Annotated in this window: 18 protein-coding genes and 2 tRNA genes; 16 read left to right on the forward strand and 4 right to left on the reverse strand. The window is 34.9% G+C overall.

The genetic code is table 11. From position 1 onward, the window contains the following. Positions 1 to 228 precede the first annotated feature (228 nt). The 16 genes from ACFFVB_RS18490 to ACFFVB_RS18565 all read left to right on the forward strand — a co-directional run bounded on the left by ACFFVB_RS18490 (position 229) and on the right by ACFFVB_RS18565 (position 15389). Positions 229 to 492: a hypothetical protein gene (locus ACFFVB_RS18490; RefSeq protein ID WP_382384772.1), complete on the forward strand. Its 264-nt coding sequence runs from the start codon at positions 229 to 231 to the stop codon at positions 490 to 492. Beyond that, a complete protein-coding gene (locus tag ACFFVB_RS18495) occupies positions 482 to 1849 on the forward strand; it encodes a hypothetical protein (RefSeq protein WP_382384773.1) in 1368 nt (455 codons plus the stop codon). Before ACFFVB_RS18490 ends, ACFFVB_RS18495 begins: the two co-directional genes overlap by 11 nt. Before the next feature lie 3 nt (positions 1850 to 1852). After that, a complete protein-coding gene (locus ACFFVB_RS18500) occupies positions 1853 to 2824 on the forward strand; it encodes a DUF6712 family protein (RefSeq protein WP_382384774.1) in 972 nt (323 codons plus the stop codon). A gap of 29 nt (positions 2825 to 2853) precedes the next feature. Then, positions 2854 to 3159 (forward strand): hypothetical protein, encoded by a 306-nt coding sequence (locus ACFFVB_RS18505; protein WP_382384776.1) that lies wholly within the window; start codon positions 2854 to 2856, stop codon positions 3157 to 3159. Further along, on the forward strand, positions 3156 to 4091 hold the full coding sequence (locus ACFFVB_RS18510; RefSeq protein ID WP_382384777.1) for a hypothetical protein: 936 nt from the start codon (positions 3156 to 3158) through the stop codon (positions 4089 to 4091). Before ACFFVB_RS18505 ends, ACFFVB_RS18510 begins: the two co-directional genes overlap by 4 nt. Continuing rightward, positions 4088 to 4546 carry a hypothetical protein gene (locus tag ACFFVB_RS18515; protein WP_382384778.1) on the forward strand — a complete coding sequence of 153 codons (459 nt, stop codon included), beginning with the start codon at positions 4088 to 4090 and terminating at the stop codon, positions 4544 to 4546. Before ACFFVB_RS18510 ends, ACFFVB_RS18515 begins: the two co-directional genes overlap by 4 nt. 41 nt (positions 4547 to 4587) lie before the next feature. Then, positions 4588 to 4776, forward strand: a complete 189-nt coding sequence (locus ACFFVB_RS18520; protein WP_382384780.1) for a hypothetical protein — start codon at positions 4588 to 4590, stop codon at positions 4774 to 4776. Positions 4777 to 4792: 16 nt separating this feature from the next. Beyond that, positions 4793 to 5149, forward strand: coding sequence for a hypothetical protein (locus ACFFVB_RS18525; protein ID WP_382384781.1), 357 nt, complete (start codon positions 4793 to 4795; stop codon positions 5147 to 5149). 35 nt (positions 5150 to 5184) lie between these two features. Then, a complete protein-coding gene (locus ACFFVB_RS18530) occupies positions 5185 to 5388 on the forward strand; it encodes a hypothetical protein (protein WP_382384782.1) in 204 nt (67 codons plus the stop codon). A 67-nt stretch (positions 5389 to 5455) separates the two neighbouring features. Further along, a complete protein-coding gene (locus ACFFVB_RS18535; RefSeq protein ID WP_382384784.1) occupies positions 5456 to 6100 on the forward strand; it encodes a heavy metal-binding domain-containing protein in 645 nt (214 codons plus the stop codon). A 9-nt stretch (positions 6101 to 6109) separates the two neighbouring features. Next, a complete protein-coding gene (locus tag ACFFVB_RS18540; RefSeq protein WP_382384786.1) occupies positions 6110 to 6568 on the forward strand; it encodes a hypothetical protein in 459 nt (152 codons plus the stop codon). Between the two features lie 205 nt (positions 6569 to 6773). Beyond that, positions 6774 to 6959: a hypothetical protein gene (locus ACFFVB_RS18545; protein ID WP_382384787.1), complete on the forward strand. Its 186-nt coding sequence runs from the start codon at positions 6774 to 6776 to the stop codon at positions 6957 to 6959. Positions 6960 to 7068: 109 nt separating this feature from the next. Beyond that, positions 7069 to 10968: a phage tail tape measure protein gene (locus tag ACFFVB_RS18550; protein WP_382384789.1), complete on the forward strand. Its 3900-nt coding sequence runs from the start codon at positions 7069 to 7071 to the stop codon at positions 10966 to 10968. Then, on the forward strand, positions 10968 to 11369 hold the full coding sequence (locus tag ACFFVB_RS18555; protein ID WP_382384791.1) for a hypothetical protein: 402 nt from the start codon (positions 10968 to 10970) through the stop codon (positions 11367 to 11369). Before ACFFVB_RS18550 ends, ACFFVB_RS18555 begins: the two co-directional genes overlap by 1 nt. 2 nt (positions 11370 to 11371) lie before the next feature. After that, positions 11372 to 13561, forward strand: a complete 2190-nt coding sequence (locus tag ACFFVB_RS18560; RefSeq protein ID WP_382384793.1) for a hypothetical protein — start codon at positions 11372 to 11374, stop codon at positions 13559 to 13561. Beyond that, positions 13539 to 15389 (forward strand): hypothetical protein, encoded by a 1851-nt coding sequence (locus ACFFVB_RS18565; RefSeq protein ID WP_382384795.1) that lies wholly within the window; start codon positions 13539 to 13541, stop codon positions 15387 to 15389. The genes ACFFVB_RS18560 and ACFFVB_RS18565 overlap by 23 nt, the downstream gene beginning before the upstream one ends. Here ACFFVB_RS18565 and ACFFVB_RS18570 read toward each other — a convergent pair. From ACFFVB_RS18570 to ACFFVB_RS18585, 4 genes are all read right to left on the reverse strand, one after another. Then, positions 15381 to 16565, reverse strand: a complete 1185-nt coding sequence (locus tag ACFFVB_RS18570) for a tyrosine-type recombinase/integrase (protein ID WP_382384796.1) — start codon at positions 16563 to 16565, stop codon at positions 15381 to 15383. The two genes, ACFFVB_RS18565 and ACFFVB_RS18570, sit on opposite strands and share 9 nt — an antisense overlap. A 107-nt stretch (positions 16566 to 16672) precedes the next feature. Next, positions 16673 to 16747 (reverse strand) — tRNA-Val (locus ACFFVB_RS18575). An 86-nt stretch (positions 16748 to 16833) separates the two neighbouring features. Continuing rightward, positions 16834 to 16908, reverse strand: a tRNA-Val gene (locus ACFFVB_RS18580). A gap of 64 nt (positions 16909 to 16972) precedes the next feature. Continuing rightward, the gene (locus ACFFVB_RS18585) at positions 16973 to 18190 is read right to left on the reverse strand and encodes a bifunctional folylpolyglutamate synthase/dihydrofolate synthase (protein WP_382384798.1); all 1218 of its coding nucleotides are present in this window, start codon (positions 18188 to 18190) and stop codon (positions 16973 to 16975) included. Positions 18191 to 18192 lie beyond the last annotated feature (2 nt).

Here is an 18192-nt window from a genome sequence, read left to right on the forward strand (position 1 = left end):
TGTATGATGTTATACCCCGTCCCGCTAAAAGCCGTGTTTGCACGTGTTCATGTAAAAAACCATGGACATATGACAATCCTAGTGTTGGCGGTACTTCTCAGCGCACCCAACCAATTAGCCTCTTTTACCCTTCTTTTCAGAAGTGTATAAGAACCAACCAATAAAGGCTCTTTTCATGTCTTAAAGGATTTCGTGCCTTATAGCTAGTATTGTACTAAATACAGTAATATGGTTACATACGAAGTGATAAAGAAGATGCGATACTTTTCTAATAATGGCATTCCATTTAGTATGGAGTTTATCGGGCTAAATCAAGCAGAAAAAAACAGCAAGGGTTTAGTTGTAGTTAATAAGGCGTTGTTACGTGTGGCAAGGCAAACATCATCAACCACCCTGCTGTCTTATACTAATTTAGAAACGGATGAACCGAAGCACGTTCATTTGCCATTAATAATCAAGTTTAACGGAGAGCTAATCAATCATGGAAATTGAATTCATAGGCAAGAATGCCATTGTAAACGATAGTAATGTCGCATTTACATTCGAAGTAACAGAAACGCCTAGAGATTTTGAGGGTTATAGAAGTAATACCGATACTCTAAATTGGAACAACCAACAGAATATTGTTGGTGAGTGGTGTATTCATCCTTATGGAGATACTAATAATCTACCTACCATTATTAAAGAGACGGTACTACAGAATCACCTTGCACCAGGCTCTCTTAATAAACAGGCTAATATGCTATGGGGTAAAGGACCTAAGTTATATAAGGAAGAGTTTAAAGAAGGCGAACTTATATACAATTGGCAGGAAGATGCCGAGATCCAAGAATGGTTAGACTCTTGGGAATACGAAGACTATATACTAAAATGTGTGGTCGATTATAACTACTTAAAAGGAGTATTCTCTAAGGTATATTTAAAGCGAGGGAATAGAAGCGGCAGAACAGAGGCTATTGCTAAACTAGAGCATATGCAACCAGATAAGGCACGATTAGCAACTCACATTGCATCGTTAGAAAACCATAAGCCGACTCACGTTGTTATTACAGATTGGGCGTTTAAAAACGTAGATTCTATACTATCGGCTAAAGCCTATCATAAATTCGATTATAAGAAACCTTTCGCTCATAAGAACAGTATCTTTTATAGCAATATGTACTCCTTCTGTACAGAGTACTATACTATTCCAGAGTTGTATGGTTCGTTAGAGTGGATAAAAAGAAGTACTGCTGTGCCTGTAATTTTCAAGGCGCTTACAGACAATTCAATCAACATAAAATATCACATCCAATCGCCTGAATATTTTTGGGACCAAGCGGAGCGAAAAATAAATGAATCCTGCACAAAAAAAGGCATTGAATATAAGGATTCAATGCTAGTTGAATATCAAAAAAAATATCTTAAAAAGATTACCGCTGTTTTATCTGGACAGGATAATGTTGGAAAATTTCTGCACACTACTCTACGATTAGAGGTAGACGGAACTAACCTATTACAACACGGCTGGACGATTAAAGAAATCGATCAGAATATTAAAGATTATGTTACTGCTCAAATCAAAATCAGTGAACGTGCAGATCATGTGCTTACCGGTTCTACTGGTGTGCATTCTGCATTGGCTAATGTTGGTCAGCAAGGTAAATCAGATAGTGGTAGTGAGCAATATCAGGCATTAAATAACTATTTGGCTACATCTGTAGATATTCCAGAAATGATAATCCTAAAGGCAATTAATTATGCTATTAAAGCCAATTTCCCAACCAAAAAACTAAAACTTGGCTTCTACCATTTAGGAACAAAGAAAATGGAAGATACTTCGCCACAAGACAGAAATCCTAAAACATAAGCTATGGAATTACTATTTAACTACGGGAGCAAATCGGGAGACTCAGAATTATATGAATTAATCGGGCATATTGACAAGGATATTTCTTTCGAAAAACTAAAATCAGATTTAGAGGATGCCACTATAGAAGTTGTTAAGCTAATAGGAAAAGAAGTATATGCAGAAGCTTTAGCATTTTATAAAGCTGAATCTGAAGATATAGGCGATGTAACTTTAATTAAACGTGTGCGTTATCCAATAGCTTTAGAAGGGTATAGAAATTATGCGAAGTCTTCTGATATTACTCACGGTAACAACGGACGAAAAATCCGGGTAGACGAACATATTAAAGTGCCATTCGAGTGGATGATTGATCGAGACGATGAAGCGTTCGAGCGTAAATATTACAAAGCGTTAGACAATCTTATCGATTATCTAGACGAAGAAAATGAGACTTGGAAAACTTCCGATGCTTACGCGAAATCACAACGCTATTATGTGAGAACAATAGACGATTTTGAGGATACTTTCCCTATTTCATCACGTTTATTATTACTTAAATTAATACCAGGACTGCGTATTGCTGAAAAGCAAATTCCACCAATAATAACCACGATTAAAAACACCGCTTTAAAAGCAAAAATAATAGAAGGAACCGAATTAGATCCAGAAGAAATAGAATTGGTTGAGCTTATTAAGAATGCTTGCATATACTCTGCTTTAGCTTGGAGTATGGGAGTGCTTCGTGTTACGCTATTTCCAGAAGGTATTCTTCAGCGTTACGTATCAGACAGAATGACTACTCAAGGAAAGTTACCATCTGCTAAAATGGAAACCGAACTCGCTAGACAAGAATTCAAGAAGCTATCGGATCAAGTCCTTACAGAAATTCAAAATTTTGTTGCTCCAGAACCAACCACTGAAGACTTAGAAAACTTAGATCCTACAGATCCGTTTTTCGGCTTCGACGATTGCGACGGTTTTGTTGCACTTTAAATCAATCAAATAACCATCAAATAAAACACATGAAAACACTAAGAAAACTTATTTTAAAATTTTGGTTACGCTTCTTTCCTAAACAAATCATTTCAGAAATTAATGGTAAAATAGAAGACGCTATTATTATTAAAAATTCAGACCGTATTGCTCTGGTAAAGAAAGTACGGTTGTTTTTATTAGAAGAATATAATATTGGCGGACGTAGCAAGTACATTCCAACTAAATTTAAGCATAGAGAAAAAATAGTTGCCGAAGTTCATAATCAATATGGTGAAGCGTTAAGAGCGCATGGCTTAACATTTAACAGTAAACTTAAATTTGTTAAACTATGATAACCTTGGACATTCCAGAACGTAATCTAAATATGTATCTGCCCGAATGTTTAGCCGAATGCGACAGCGAGCAATACATTAACATGTGTAATCTTATTGCGAAATATAACGCGCATAAAATAGACTTAGAAGCTTTTAAAATTAAGGCCGTTTACAAATTGCTAAATCTTAAACCAACCAAAAACATTACAGAAGCTCACGAAGAAGAAAAGAATGCTAATATTTACGCTTTATCTCAATTAATAGAATCTTATTTTGAAACTATTGAGGAAGATGGTGCTAAGGAAAAACGGATAAAACTAAATTTTATTCACAACCCCATTCCAACCATTGCTCCATTATGGTGTACGTTTTATGGACCATCAGATGCGTTTAAAAATGTAACAGAAGGTGAGTATAGCGATGCGCTTAACTTCTTTATGGAATTCAACAAAACAAAAGAACCTGAATTATTATACTTTTTAATGGCTGTATTTTACCGTAAAAAACGAGCATTTCATTGGTTAAAAAAGCGGTTGCCTAATTATAATGGAGATGTTCGGGAACGTTACAACGAGCATAAAATAGAAGATCGTGTAAAAGAAATTAAACTATTACCTGACGGTTACGCCTATGGCTTTTATTTATTGTTTGCCAGTTTCCACGAATACCTAACCAATAGCGAAATCACTTTAAATGGTGAGCAAATACGTATAGGCATGTTGTTCGACGAGCCTACCGAAAAACAAATATCAAGCGGTATGCCGGGCATTGGTTTAAAGAGCATCGAATATCAAATTTCAGAGTCTGGTGTATTTGGTAGCAATACAGAGGTTCGCGAAACAAACTTATGGGAAATACTTATTCGGCTTTACGACATTACAAAAACACACCAGGACGAAAAGGCACGAGCTAAAGCTGCAGAAGCAAAATCTAAATCGAAAACAAAATGATAGACATTAATTTCCTTAAAGGCTACACCCAACGGTTACAAGATAGTATTGACGCTATTCATTTTAATAAAGTTATTGTCGACGATTCTCAAATGATTCGATTTTTAGAAGACCGAAGCAAACACGACAATCATTTACTGTTTTGTGTTATTCCAGACTTTAATCCAGACGGGAAGAATGTAGACGATTTACAGTTTAAAGCCGATACCATGTTTCTGGTATTAAACAAAACCAGTTACAGCGAAGTTAATCACGACGAGTTTTTAAATATTATGCAAGAAACTTTATTAACGGCAACGGCTATTAAAGAAAAAATGATTGCAGATAAGTTCGATTATTCTGCCGCAGGCTGTATGTATATGAAACAATTAAATGCTCAAAGTATTCGTATCACTCCCATTTGGGCAAAAGCAGAATGTAATGGTTGGAGTGTAGAATTTAATTTTGATAGTTAATTAAAAAGTCCTATATTAAGCGACCTTAACAATTAACACTTATGACCGAACAAGATATTAACGATGCTCTAGAATCAGTATTAAAAAACAAAGTACTAAAGGCAGAATTAGGCATCGATAAAAAGACCACCTATAACCTTAGACATCGCTTTACGGTAGCAACCAAGCTAGAAGTATTATGGCGAGCTAATAAATTAAAATTATATGAACCTGCTCCAGAAGCGAACTGATGCCAATAGTCAAATATTGAAAAACATTTTCATTAAACAGCAATTACAGGAAGAATCTGTGGCTATCGATGGTGCTCAAACTTCACTTATGCAAAGTCGTGGTTTTAGCACCTCTAATTTTTATAGTGATCGAGGATTTAAAGTTACAGATACAACTCTGCAGTACGATCACTTAGCTAAGCACCGTTTTGTAGATATGCGAACGCGCGAAAGTAAAGCAGGAAAAAAACGAAAAAAGAATCACCCTATACATAACCGTATATTGTATGGTCATGCTAACAACATTGTAAAGCGATTACATTTTGGATATACCGAAGCCGTAAAGGAACAAATGCAAGAACTTTACAATACAATCTCCCAAAGTGGTAGTTAATAGTTAGATTATAAGAACTCTAAATTCTTATTTATATGCCTATTAACAATGAGTGCCAGATTACCGACTGGCTAACCAACCTATCCGATTTTTTCCCACCAGAAGACATTGAAATGATAACCTCAGAACTACTTAACGTATTTCTGCATAGCGATGTTGCTAATTCTAAAAAGAAACGACAAAAAGTGTATTATTTTTTAGAACAGATAAAGAAACTAAAAGATATTAAACCAACTTAAACCAACTAAACCTGTCTTTCTCGATGGGTTTTTTTATTTTAGCTACTCATAATAAATACTTTACTATATGAATAAGAACTCTAATTGTCCAAATTGTGGGACAGAACTTAAAACCACATTACTAAAAAGCGTTGTTCAGTCTGATCATAAACAAACTGTTATAATAAATGAGTATGAGGAAACCCCAAAAGAAGGTTATTGTTCTAAATGTATTGGAGATAAATATAAGATTGCGTCACAGAAAATGAATAAAGAAATAAATCATTTAACTGACAGATTTAATGATCTAATTCAACAGATACCTGTTGTCTCAACCCATTCACCTTTACATTGGGATTATGACACTCTCGAAATGGTTACTGGACAATCTACTACAGGAACTGGTGTTGTTACTGAATTTGCTTCTTCTTTTACCGATTTTTTTGGACAATCATCAGGCAGACATAATTCAAAATTAAGAACTGGAGAAAAGTTATGCATGTTTCAATTAAGAAAACAAACCTATGATTTAGGAGGGAATGCCGTAATTGCTACTGATATTGATTACGCTGAAGTAGGAAGTGGTAAAGGAATATTAATGGTTTGTATGACAGGAACCGCCATAAAATTAAAAAACTTAGAGGTTTTAGGTGAAAGTAGATCCCGTGTTTTTGGTAAATATGATGAAATCTTTAATAGATTAAGGTACTTGAATAAATTGCAACAATTTTAATTATACATTATGAAAATTAAATTACTTATTCTATTCGTTTCAATTTCTTACTTATCATTAAATGCTTCGGCCCAAGAAGTCACATTTAATGAATCCTTAAATCTATACGAATTCACAAAAGTTCAAGAATATGAAGGAGATATCCAAACTAGACTTAAAATCTTTGAAAACAACTTAAAGGAATTAAATTACGATGATACGGAGATAAGCGAAGACCGAGTAAAAGGAGAATCTTTCTTCACAAAAATGATATACGGTTCTGCCATGGAAATGCACTATAACGCATTAATAATCTTTAAAGAAGGTAGATACAAGCTAACTATTAATAACTTCAAAATTAATGATGTTCGCTACGGAACAGTCGCTTTAGAAACCTTAAAAAAAGGGTCTCAAAAACGTTGGGTTAGCTTTATTAATGAAAATTTACCGCAGGTTATATCTAATCTCGAGAAGCAGGATACTTGGTAATTATCAACTTTAAGCCATAAGGTTGTATTTCTATTAAATAATTATATAAATTAGCATCGTCTAAACAGGTTTAGGAGAAATCCGAAACTACATATTTTAATATAGAAGTCCGTCTATGGTGATCCCTCGTGAAAACAGGGTAAATCCAGTCCTAGACTGTTTAGACACACCTAAGGGTGGGCTTCGCGTTTCAATAATTTTCGATATGTCTAAAGAAAATAATCAAGCGCTGTTCTTTCGCAACACTATAGAACTAACAACAACAGAAGGTATTTTGGTAGAATCCGAAAGCCTTTGGGAATTAAAAACAAATGAATTTGTTTTAGTAGATGATGATCAGTTTGCTACAATGCCTGCAAATAGTCTTCATTTTAAAAAAGTAGATAATTAATTATTAAACTCAAAACGCCAGCATCTCGATGTTGGCGTTTTTTTTATGCGTTCTCATGTCTTAAATGCTCTCCATAAACAGCGGTAATATTACAGAAATGTAACGCATTATGGCTAAAAGAATTTTAGACGAAGAAATGAGGTTTTCCATTGTCGTTAATGGCAATGAAGCACAAAAAGAACTTTTAGATCTAGAAAAATCTACACGTAAACTTAACGAAGAGAATAAACAATATCGTCTAGAACAAAAACGGTTAGTTGCACAAGGCAAGGAAAACACTGCCGAATACAAAACATTAACAGCTACAATAAAAGACAATACCGCTACAATAAAGAGTAATAAAACTCAAATGGCGCTTCTGCAAAAGCAGATAGGTGTTACAGGTCTTACAATGGCTCAATTAACTACTCGTGCATCTCAACTAAGGCTACAGTTACGAAATATGGTTCCTGGTAGTGCAGATTATAATCGTCTTAATGCAGATTTAAAAAGTGTAAACGCTAGATTAAAAGAATTAAAAACAAACGCTCAGGCAACAAAACTATCGCTTGGTGGTATTGCAGATGGGTTTAACCGTTACGCCGCATTAGGTGCATCGGTAATAGCGACATTAACAGGTATCGTATTGTCTATTCAGCAATTAATAGATTATAATGGTAAACTTTCAGATGCACAATCTAACGTACAAAAAACAACCGGCTTAACTAAAGACGAAGTCGACGAGCTTACTAAATCTTTCGGTCTGCTTAAAACCAGAACCGCACGTATAGAATTATTGCAACTCGCAGAAGAAGCTGGACGATTAGGTATTGAGGGTGTTAAAAATGTAAAAGATTTTGTTGAAGTAGCTAACCAATTAAAAGTAGCACTGGGCGACGATTTAAGCGACACGGCTATTCGCGAGGTCGGTAAAATGGTTAATGTCTATAAAGTCGGGGAAAAAACAGGAAAAGACTTTAAGAATTCAATGCTCGCTTTAGGTTCTGCAATTAATGAAGTTTCTGCATCCGGATCTAACAATGCCTCATTTTTAGTTGATTATTTAAAGCGACAAGCCGGTATTGCTGCACAAGCAAATGTATCTGCAGAAGATAATTTAGCCTACGCTGCGACATTCGATGAAATTGGACAATCTGTAGAAGTCTCCGCAACCGCTATGAATAAGGTTTGGATGGACATGTTTAAAAACACAGATTTATATGCAAATATAGCTGGAGAAACACTAGAAGACTTTACGACTTTATTAAAGACAGATGCCAATGCCGCTATGCTTAAATTCTTAAAAGGATTAAACGGAAATAATGCAGGTTTAAGAGCAATGTTAATCCAGTTAGAAGATTTAGAAGTTGGTGGAGATCGTGGGGTTGCTGCCCTTTCTGCTTTAGCCAACAACACAGAGCTTTTAGAAAAAAGACAGTTAACGTCCAATGAATCGCTCGAAAAGGCTACATCGTTAACAGATGAATACGCTCTAAAAAACAACAATTTAGCAGGGGTTTTAGATAAAATTAAAAAGAAACTTATTGGTGCGTTTTCTTCAGAAACAGTAATTGCCGGACTTACAGGATTAACCTCATGGTTTGGTAAACTAATAGGAGCTATTGAAGATGTAAACGAACAATTCGATAAAGAAGTAAAAGTATCTTACGAAACTGCGAAAGCAAATAGGCAGTTAGTATCAGAAGGTCAGAATTTATTAAAAAAGTACGAAGAACTTAATGCGGTTCTAGAACCAACCATCGAACAAAAAGAAGAGCTAGACACTGTAATGTTTAGATTAAAAAACATGTTTGGCGAGTCTGTTATAGAAATAGATAAAGAAACGGGTGCTTATATTTTAAATACTGCAGCTGTTCGGGAGCAGATTCGTTTAAAACGAATATCTGCAGACGAGGAAGCTTCAACTTTGGTGTCAAGACGGCAAGGTGTAAAAGATGCTATTGCAGACTTAGAGGCTCAGAAAAAAGCAGCGGAATCAAAACTAGATCAAGAACGTAAAGGTTTCGAGTTAGTAAATAAACAGGATATTGAAGCTATTAAAAACGCTAGTAGCCTTTCTGCTATAGAAAAACAGCAACAATTAGAACGCTTAGAAGGTTACCAATCTTTGGACCAAGCACGTTTAAAAAGTGGTAGCATAAACCAGGAACTGTATAATAAGAATAAAAAATTAGCCGATTTAAACGCGAAACTTAAAGAGTTAGAATTTACAGAAGCAGATGCCGATGCATTCTTTGCGACTCCAGAAGTACCAACTGGAGATGCAGGTCCAAAAGAAGGAGATGTAAAAACAATTGGAGACGTTACATATAAGTATTCAAATGGAAAATGGATAGCAGTCATAAATAAGCCTACAGGGACTCCAGATAAAACTATAGATACGGCAAAAAAAAGAGCAGAGGAATTATTAAAACTACAACGTGCAAGTGAAGATGCGCGCCTAGAATTAATACAAGATAGTTTTGAGCGTGAAATGGCTATAGAAGAAGCTAATCACCGTCGAAAAATCGAAGACTTAAATAATCAAACTATAGGTCAAGGCACAATTAACAGTGCAATCGCTAAAGGAGACACCAGTTTAGCCGACGATTATATTGCTAAAAATAAAGAATTGAATGCCCAGATAGAAAGCGAGAACCAACTACACGAAATCAGAAAAGCTACCATATTAGAGAATGGAATTACTAATAATTTACAAACGCGTTTAGATGCATTTAATCAGGCAGAGATAGATCGTGAAACCGCATTTAATAACGAATTAGTAGCATTAGGCGATAATGAAGAGGCTAAAAAGGCTTTAACTCAACAATACAATAAAGATCGTTTAGTCCGCGAAAAATTACATTTAGCAACTGTAAAAGCAGAATTCTTCAACGTAATGAATGCTGAAGAATTTAAAGGATTCGATTTAGAAGTCCTTTCAGAAGATCAGGTAAACGCCATAAAAGCTAGACTTAAAGAACTTGGATTGTCGATCTCAGAAATCAATGCTCTTTTAGGAAAAATGAGTGGTAAAGGCGGTGAAGACGATTTACAATTTATAGGAGGTCAAGCCGATATTTTAGGTTTTACTCCGGAACAATGGGATAGTACGTTTGCTAATTTAGATACTACCGTAGGGAAGCTTAACGCTGCAGTTCTAGGTATGCGCGCTATGGGTGAAGCTTTTGCCATGTATCAAGAATTTGTTGCAGCAGGAGAAGCTCGTGAGTTGGCAGATTTCGAGAAGACTACAGATATTAAAAAGTCACGGCACCAAGAGTTATTAGACCAAGGCATGATAACCGAACGTCAGTATAATGAAGGTGTTGCTGCAATGGATGCTGACCTTGAAAAGAAAAAAGCTGAAATAGCATACAACCAAGCCAAACGTGAAAAGGAAGCTGCTTTAATGGCTATTGCTATTAATACAGCAACTGCTATTATGGGGATATGGGCGCAAGTGCCTAAATTCGATTTTGGTATTTCAGCCGGTATATTAACAGGTGTCGTTGGTGCATTAGGTTTAGCGCAAGCAGTTACAGTGGCTAAGGCACCACTTCCTGCAAAAGGTTACGAACAAGGTTTGTATCAAAACATACAACGGGAACAGGACGGTAAGGTATTCAATGCGAAATATGGAGGAACAACCACTTCAGGTATGGTAAACGAACCTACTTATTTCTTAGCTGGAGAAGGTGGTAAGAATTGGCCTGAAATGGTTATTGATGGTGGTACGATGAAGCAAATGAACCCATATGTAAAAGAAGCTTTATATGGCGAAGTTGCCCGAATGAAAGGTTACGAGACGGGGTATTATCAAAATCAAACCAGTACACCAGAGTTTTCTGCACAGTCTAATTCTTCAGACCCTTTACTCTTGGCTACACTTACCAAAACCAATGAGTTGCTGGATGCTTTAAATAAAAATGGAGTAATGGCGGTTCTTAGTACCAATTTTAAAAACTTAAAAGAGCTTCAAGAAGAACAGGAAAAGTATAATAAATTCAAACAAAAACGTAAAATATAATGGCATATTCTCTATACACAACCGAGGGCGTATTTGCGAATCAGAATGCAAATGTGGTTTGTAATAATATCATGGATGCATTAGAAAATCAATTCACAGAAACTCTTGTCAATAATGCATTTGGATTAACAGGAACGGTAGCGAAAATTATTCAAGGTTCTGCTTTAGAAGACGTAAAGTTAGTTGCATTTGTAACTAACGATCCTGATATATATAATTGGTTTGCTACCCAGATACAGACGCATATTGCTGTATTTAATTCAGTTGTATTTCAAGACAGGATTCAAATTGTAGGAAGCTTATTTAATATTGAGATCTGGTATAATGCCTTAGTCAATTTTGTAGAAGTAAATGGCATTTACGCTCAAGACGATTCAGAAATCCCCGTAAATATTCTTTAATTATGGCTTATAATATAAATATATCTCCAACACGTGGATTTTCTCTATCTGGAAGTAATGCCCCGTTAGCAAATGGATGGGAGTTTAATCCTTCTCCAACTTTAGAAATTACGTATGAGTTAGGCGCAGTAACTCCTGTTCCCGTAGATATTGAGACTAGAATAAAAAATTATGTTACATCACTTCCTAGCAATACCTATGATGAAATAGGTATTGCCATACTTGCGTATTCAGAAAATTTTAATTTAAACTGGTTTACAGTTTCAGGAGAGATTACTGCTGCGACCCCGCGTTATGTTATAACTAAATTTAATTTAGAGGTTACAACTACTGTTACGCTTCAAAATTTAAGTTTATTACTAGAAGGGGATTATAACGGAAATATGATATTTGGGGTAACAGCTAGGAATAAAAATACTGGATTACGAGAAAATATAGATCAAGTAAATTATGGCTTAATCTTACATGTTGTTAATCCAAGAAGTATTACAACATCCCCAGAAAGTTTATCTTATGTGTATGTTAGAAATGGTGATTTACCAATCTCTAAAACATTATCTGTATCTTCTCCTTACGGTTGGACCTTGGTCACGTCTCCATTATTAGCAATTACAGGAACTGGAATTAGCGACACATCAACGCCTGGAGAAACAATAATTTCTGCACCAGGAAATGTAGACTTAAATATTACTTTTAAATCAGGGTTGGCTACAGTGCCACAATCTACTTTTTTAACCGAAATAGCTTTTCAAAACACAGAAGGATTTTCAACAATTGTTCAGGTTTTGGTTACTATTTTCGAAAGCGAAACCTTTATTTTTAATCCACCAAGCTTATCTTTTTTCGCTGTAATTGGTTTACGAGAGGCGACACCTTTAGATTTTAGTGTCTTTGGTTTTGGTGCTTATACACTAACAACACCCTCCTGGTTAACGTTGTCTGGTACTTCTGGAACAGATACAGGTACATTTACAGTAACTCCTTTAATTACAGAAAATTTAACCGAAGGAAAATACGAAGGCAATATTGTGCTTACAGCTGCAGATGACACTGAATATTTTTTACCAGTAGTATATGAAATTGCCGGCACAGTATACACCTTATTGGATGATGGTAATTATAACTTTACCAAAGAAGTGGAATATTTTAGAGTTTACAATTTACTAAGGACTGGTTATGATGAAGCCCTTAATTATGTACAATTACAACTTGTTTTTACGGTGTATAATTATGTAACATTTTTAACTAAAGAGCTTACTTATGACTATACGTTACCGTATTTTAATAATGAAACTCAAATTCATATTGGGGAAATCGTAGAGCGATTAATGGATAAGCCAGCTACTTTAGCAGATTTTGGAATGCTCAATAATTTCGATACAATATACCCTGTTCTACCTGTTTACAAACCTGCTTCTGTAAAAGCTATTGTGAATATCATTAATAAAACTGCGAAAGCTTCTGTATACAACAAGACTATTCATGACATGAAGTTTGTGGCAGGTATAAAGCCTGATGCTTTTACAGCGAATAAATGCATACTAACAAAGCCGGAAGGAATAAAACGAGTGACTCCTAATAGTCGGGAAATTGTGAATTTTTTAGTAGATAAAGGTTATTACACCGTGAAGCTTCAGAAAAACAATGATGATGCAGTAATAGTAGCAGCTAACTCTACAGGAACTCAAAATATATTTAGATACTATTTTAATTTTTCCGCTTATTTACCAGGAGACGTTGTTCGTGTTCAAGTCGTTTCAGACGGGAATACATTTACCAAAGTATACGCTGTAGTTCCTGAAGAGAAGTACAGCAATCATATTGCATTTGTAAATAGTTTCAAGGTATTAGAGCTATTAGAGTGTACTGGTTCGATTGTGCTAACCTCAGATATTCAAAAAGAAAACGTGAGCTATTACCGCGATTTAAATCGTGTTATTGAAAATGTAGATAGTGAAAGTGAAGTGGTTTTAACGGTAAACACGGGTGTTGTTTTTAGAAAAAACCAGACTATAATTGATGCGATTCTTGACGGTAAAAAAGCCTGGTTACTTCGCGACGATGGCAACCATATAGAATTAGTACCTAGACCAACCAAAATAACAAACTACGACAGCGACCAGGAATTATACGCCTATACTATTCAATTTGATGTAAATCTAAAAAAAGATGGAGAAATTTACTTGTTCTAAGTTCGAGCTAGATCTTACTAACTACAACATGTCTATTGTAGATGAAAATCATTGGTTTAGCGACCGATTTTTAACAAAACAAACGTTACCTATCACAGTAACGATAACAGACGAATTGAATGAAAAGCTTGGAGATATATTAAGTTATAATTCCGATTCCTCCGAAACTATTGAGTCAGGATATTGTTATCATTTAGGGGTAGAGCATGAAGCTGTACTAGAAATTGAAGATATTACAGGACGTGAGGCGAGTATTTCTATCCGTTTTGGATATGAGGATTTACCAAATCACAACACCAAATTAAGCGAGCTCGCTTTAGATTATGTTAATCTAGACGATACGCCTTATAGTAATATATATGACTACGCAAATAGTGTGGTTAGTAAGTCGTGGCCTGAAGTGTCACATAATTTCACTGCAGTACATGTAGATAAATTTGACACAGACAGTGATCAGTGGCAAGCTTTTGAAGGTTTACTAAATAAAAGAGTTGGAAGCGCTTTTATTGAAAATGAATATGATGCGGTGGACGATTTGCAGTTGAATAGAAATATTATGCAACCACAGCCCTATTTAATGCATGTATTAGAGGTTGGATTTGCAGAGTTTGGCAGACAAATAACAGGCGATTTAGTAAACGATGTTAACTGGAAAAAAGCTTTATTCTCTGAAGTTTCAGAATACTATTCAACCATTAATGGCACAAGTGACACATGGCTAGTGGAAATGTCTGAATTTAGTTCTGAATATCAAATAAGAGGGAATTGGTATGGTGATTTTTTTAATTATTATACACTTCCGTCTTATGGTCGTTATAGAATTGCCGGTAATTTATTTATTAGAAAATGGTATAGTTGGGGAGCAATCGCTTTGGAATTTGGAGGTGAGTATATCGTTAAACACTTAACGCATTACGAGCAATCAGGCACATTTTATTATCAAGTAGATATTGTTGTAGAGTATATTTCCGGTGATGGAATTATTGGTATGATATCTGAAGGAAACAGAACACGGTTTCCTGATGGTTACCAAGGCGATATTAGCACCGAGGCTATATCAGATTTAACAATAACTAAGCTTTCATCGTATGATGGAAGCGGAAATTTTGAACCCTCATTAGTTGCTCCAGACGATATTAAATTAACAGAATGTGTGCCGGATATGACATTCGGAGATTTAATGACGATTTTAAAAAATTGGAAAAATCTTGATTTAGATTTTTCAGTGCCTGATTATGTAGGTTTAAATTATATACATAATCAACTAGCACCTGCAGATGTTAAGGATTTACGTAATTATGAAATTAAAGCACCTCTAATAACCAAGTCTTCAGGAGATTCTTACTTGTTAAAGTTTCAAGATATAACATCTGATGAATACAGTTATGACCAGGTATTTATCGAGAAAAATAAAATAACCATTAATAATTTTACGACTAACGATGACACTTCAGAAATTAGTATAAATGCAGTTCCTTTACCTATCATAGAGCGTAATGGTGTAAAAACAGCACATCATTTTGTAGATGATTCTAGTAAATTAAAATTAATCTTCTATAACGGAACTGGAGGCAATCTAGCGCAAGATCCTTTTTATGTACTTATTCAATCTATCTACGAAAGTGATTACCAAGAATGGTTAAACATAAGGTTAACCGGATCACTATTTAAGTGGTCTTTTAAAATGACGGAAGAAAATTTACGTGATTTAAAAATCAGGAATAAAGTCTATTGCTACAAAAATAATAACATAATTAAATCTGTAGCAAAAGACTTGGTAAGTAGAGGTATTTGGAATGTTGAAGCTGAGATTTTAACTTTAAAATAAGTTATCCATTAAATTCATATCTGTATTTTTTTCACCTTCAGCAAGATGAACGTAAACCATAGTGTCCTTAATATCGCTATGGTTTAATAGCATTTGCAATTTAACAACATTACCTCCTAGTAATATAAAATTAGTAGCAAATGTATGTCTAGCCACGTGAAATGTAACGTGCTTGTTTATGTTAACGTGAGCTGAAATACTTTTCAAAGTTTCATTAATATAAGGATCTGAATATTTGGTAATAAATAGGTCCGGACACATTCCAATTATGTCTTTCGTTTTCCCATTTAACTTTATAACCTGCTGTTTTCCTGTTTTAATGTGGTTAAATGTGTGAACTCCGTGCTTCAAATCGTCACGTTTAATATTCATGACATCCGAAATTCTTAATCCAGTAAAGCAACTAAATAGAAAGTATCCTAAAATTATTTTAATATTTTTAGAAATATAAGTTGCTGTAAAATAGTCGTACAAACATTTAACCTCAAATGCTGTTAAGTATGTCCGGTTTCCTTTTGTAGATCCCACGGCAATATCGTCCAGGGCAATTGGTAATTTAATACCTGCTTTGGTCGCTATACGAAGATACTTTTTAATGACTTTCACATTTCCATTTCTTGTTGTAGCTACGTTCCCTAATCCAGCTAAATAGCTTCTATATTTTAGGAAAAAATAATTATCGATATCACAAAATAAAACTTCCTCTTTATAAGCGTAAAGCTTCTTGTAAATAGAATATTCTTTCTCGTAGGTAGCTGGACTAATTGTGTTTTTTCGATCTGCTAAAAGTTTCTTCATGAAAGACACGAAGTTTACGCGTGGCATTTCATTATTAAACTCTTCCATAAAAGAATCTATAGTTAACGTTTTGGACGATAACTTATACATAGTTTGAATATTCGTGATCTTGGCACGGATATTATCGAGAATTAGATTTGTGTCACAAACAATTTCTTTTGGGCCAGATAATTTGGCTGATTTATCATCCCAATATTGAGTGTTAATATAAACGTCTAAATGTATGCGTTTACGCTTGTTTTTCGAGGTTACGTGTAAGTAAACAGGAGATTTTCCAGAACTGTTTTCGTAGTTTCTAGGTTTAAAATTAAAGTTCATTGGCACATAGACTTTGCTTGTGTCAACTCTTGTGTCAAAATACGTTGTGGTGGAGTTCATATTGCAATAAGTTAGGGATTAAGGCGAAAAGCTTGATTTTACAGGCTTTCTTAAGCTTAATGTTTGCAATATGTTGTGTGATTTACCCTGCGATTAGAGTGTAATTGTGGGCGCAGAGGGATTCGAACCCCCGACCCCTTGGGTGTAAACCAAGTGCTCTGAACCAACTGAGCTATGCGCCCTAATATTATATTAGGTATTCAATACAATTTGATTTTTTACTAAGCTAAAAAATCATAAAAAAACTTCTCACGTCGAGAAGCTGTTGTGGGCGCAGAGGGATTCGAACCCCCGACCCCTTGGGTGTAAACCAAGTGCTCTGAACCAACTGAGCTATGCGCCCTAATTATTAGGTGTGCAAATATACACCTGTTTTTGATACTACAAAAACTTTTTTTTATTTTTTTTCAAATTATTTCTGCAACAACAAAAGTACTACCACCAACATAAATAAAATCATCTGGCTTGGCGTGTAACAGCGCGCTTTTATATGCTTCATTTACAGAATTATAAACATCTCCTTCAAATCCAGACGCTATAAAACTAGCTTGTAAATTTTCTGCAGGCATTCCTCTAGGTACATCGGGTTTACAAAAATAATATCTCGCCGTTTTAGGTAATAATGGTAAAATAGAGGTTACGTCCTTGTCATTCACCACGCCAAAAACCATGTGTAATGCTGCAAAAGGTTCTAATTCCAATTGTTTCATTACTTCTAAAAGCCCTTCTTTATTATGCCCAGTATCGCAAACCACTTTAGGATGTTCTTGCAACACTTGCCAACGCCCTTGCAACCCTGTGTTTTTCATAACATTTAGCAAACCTTTTTTCACTTGTGTTTCAGAAATAGAATACCCTAACAATCTTAGCTCTTCAATCGCTTGTAAAACCGTTTTTATATTCTTAATTTGATAGGTTCCTATTAAATCACTTGGATATATTTTAGAAATAGTTTGATCTGCAAATACAATTTTAGAATCTAGTTTTTCAGCAATAGTTTTAAAAATAGATTCAGTTTCAATTTGAGTCTCTCCTATTACAACAGGAACTTTAGACTTAATAATCCCTCCTTTTTCTGAAGCGATCTCAGCTAAAGTCGTTCCTAAAAACTGCGTATGATCTAATCCTATATTCGTGACTACAGAAACTTCGGGTGTTATAATGTTTGTAGAATCTAATCGACCTCCTAAACCCACTTCAATTACGGCGATATCGACTTCTTCTTTATTAAAGTAATCGAAAGCCATACCCACTGTCATTTCAAAAAAAGATAATTTTTGTTGTGCTAAGAATCCTTCATTAGAAGCGATAAAATCCGTTACAAAGGTTTCTGAAATCTTGGCACCATTAATCCGAATACGTTCCCGAAAATCTTTTAAATGAGGCGATGTATACAACCCCACTTTATATCCTGCTTCTTGAAGAATAGACGCTAACATATGACTTGTAGAACCTTTTCCATTAGTACCAGCAACATGAATAGATTTAAAATGGTGTTCTGGATGATTCAAATGATTCGCTAGCGCTATGGTGTTACTAAGATCTTTCTTAAACGCCGATTGGCCTTGACGCTGATACATGGGAAGTTGAGAAAACATCCATTGTACGGTTTCTTGATATGTCATAA

The organism is Formosa undariae (genome assembly GCF_042427615.1).
GTDB lineage: Bacteria > Bacteroidota > Bacteroidia > Flavobacteriales > Flavobacteriaceae > Formosa > Formosa undariae.

Excerpts from the sequence above, each read along its gene's own strand:
- ACFFVB_RS18490 (WP_382384772.1), top strand. The coding sequence starts at position 229 with ATGGTTACATACGAAGTGATAAAGAAGATGCGATACTTTTCTAATAAT.
- ACFFVB_RS18495 (WP_382384773.1), top strand. The coding sequence starts at position 482 with ATGGAAATTGAATTCATAGGCAAGAATGCCATTGTAAACGATAGTAAT.
- ACFFVB_RS18500 (WP_382384774.1), top strand. The coding sequence starts at position 1,853 with ATGGAATTACTATTTAACTACGGGAGCAAATCGGGAGACTCAGAATTA.
- ACFFVB_RS18505 (WP_382384776.1), top strand. The coding sequence starts at position 2,854 with ATGAAAACACTAAGAAAACTTATTTTAAAATTTTGGTTACGCTTCTTT.
- ACFFVB_RS18510 (WP_382384777.1), top strand. The coding sequence starts at position 3,156 with ATGATAACCTTGGACATTCCAGAACGTAATCTAAATATGTATCTGCCC.
- ACFFVB_RS18515 (WP_382384778.1), top strand. The coding sequence starts at position 4,088 with ATGATAGACATTAATTTCCTTAAAGGCTACACCCAACGGTTACAAGAT.
- ACFFVB_RS18520 (WP_382384780.1), top strand. The coding sequence starts at position 4,588 with ATGACCGAACAAGATATTAACGATGCTCTAGAATCAGTATTAAAAAAC.
- ACFFVB_RS18530 (WP_382384782.1), top strand. The coding sequence starts at position 5,185 with ATGCCTATTAACAATGAGTGCCAGATTACCGACTGGCTAACCAACCTA.
- ACFFVB_RS18535 (WP_382384784.1), top strand. The coding sequence starts at position 5,456 with ATGAATAAGAACTCTAATTGTCCAAATTGTGGGACAGAACTTAAAACC.
- ACFFVB_RS18540 (WP_382384786.1), top strand. The coding sequence starts at position 6,110 with ATGAAAATTAAATTACTTATTCTATTCGTTTCAATTTCTTACTTATCA.
- ACFFVB_RS18545 (WP_382384787.1), top strand. The coding sequence starts at position 6,774 with ATGTCTAAAGAAAATAATCAAGCGCTGTTCTTTCGCAACACTATAGAA.
- ACFFVB_RS18550 (WP_382384789.1), top strand. The coding sequence starts at position 7,069 with ATGGCTAAAAGAATTTTAGACGAAGAAATGAGGTTTTCCATTGTCGTT.
- ACFFVB_RS18555 (WP_382384791.1), top strand. The coding sequence starts at position 10,968 with ATGGCATATTCTCTATACACAACCGAGGGCGTATTTGCGAATCAGAAT.
- ACFFVB_RS18560 (WP_382384793.1), top strand. The coding sequence starts at position 11,372 with ATGGCTTATAATATAAATATATCTCCAACACGTGGATTTTCTCTATCT.
- ACFFVB_RS18565 (WP_382384795.1), top strand. The coding sequence starts at position 13,539 with ATGGAGAAATTTACTTGTTCTAAGTTCGAGCTAGATCTTACTAACTAC.
- ACFFVB_RS18570 (WP_382384796.1), bottom strand. The coding sequence starts at position 16,565 with ATGAACTCCACCACAACGTATTTTGACACAAGAGTTGACACAAGCAAA.
- ACFFVB_RS18585 (WP_382384798.1), bottom strand. The coding sequence starts at position 18,190 with ATGACATATCAAGAAACCGTACAATGGATGTTTTCTCAACTTCCCATG.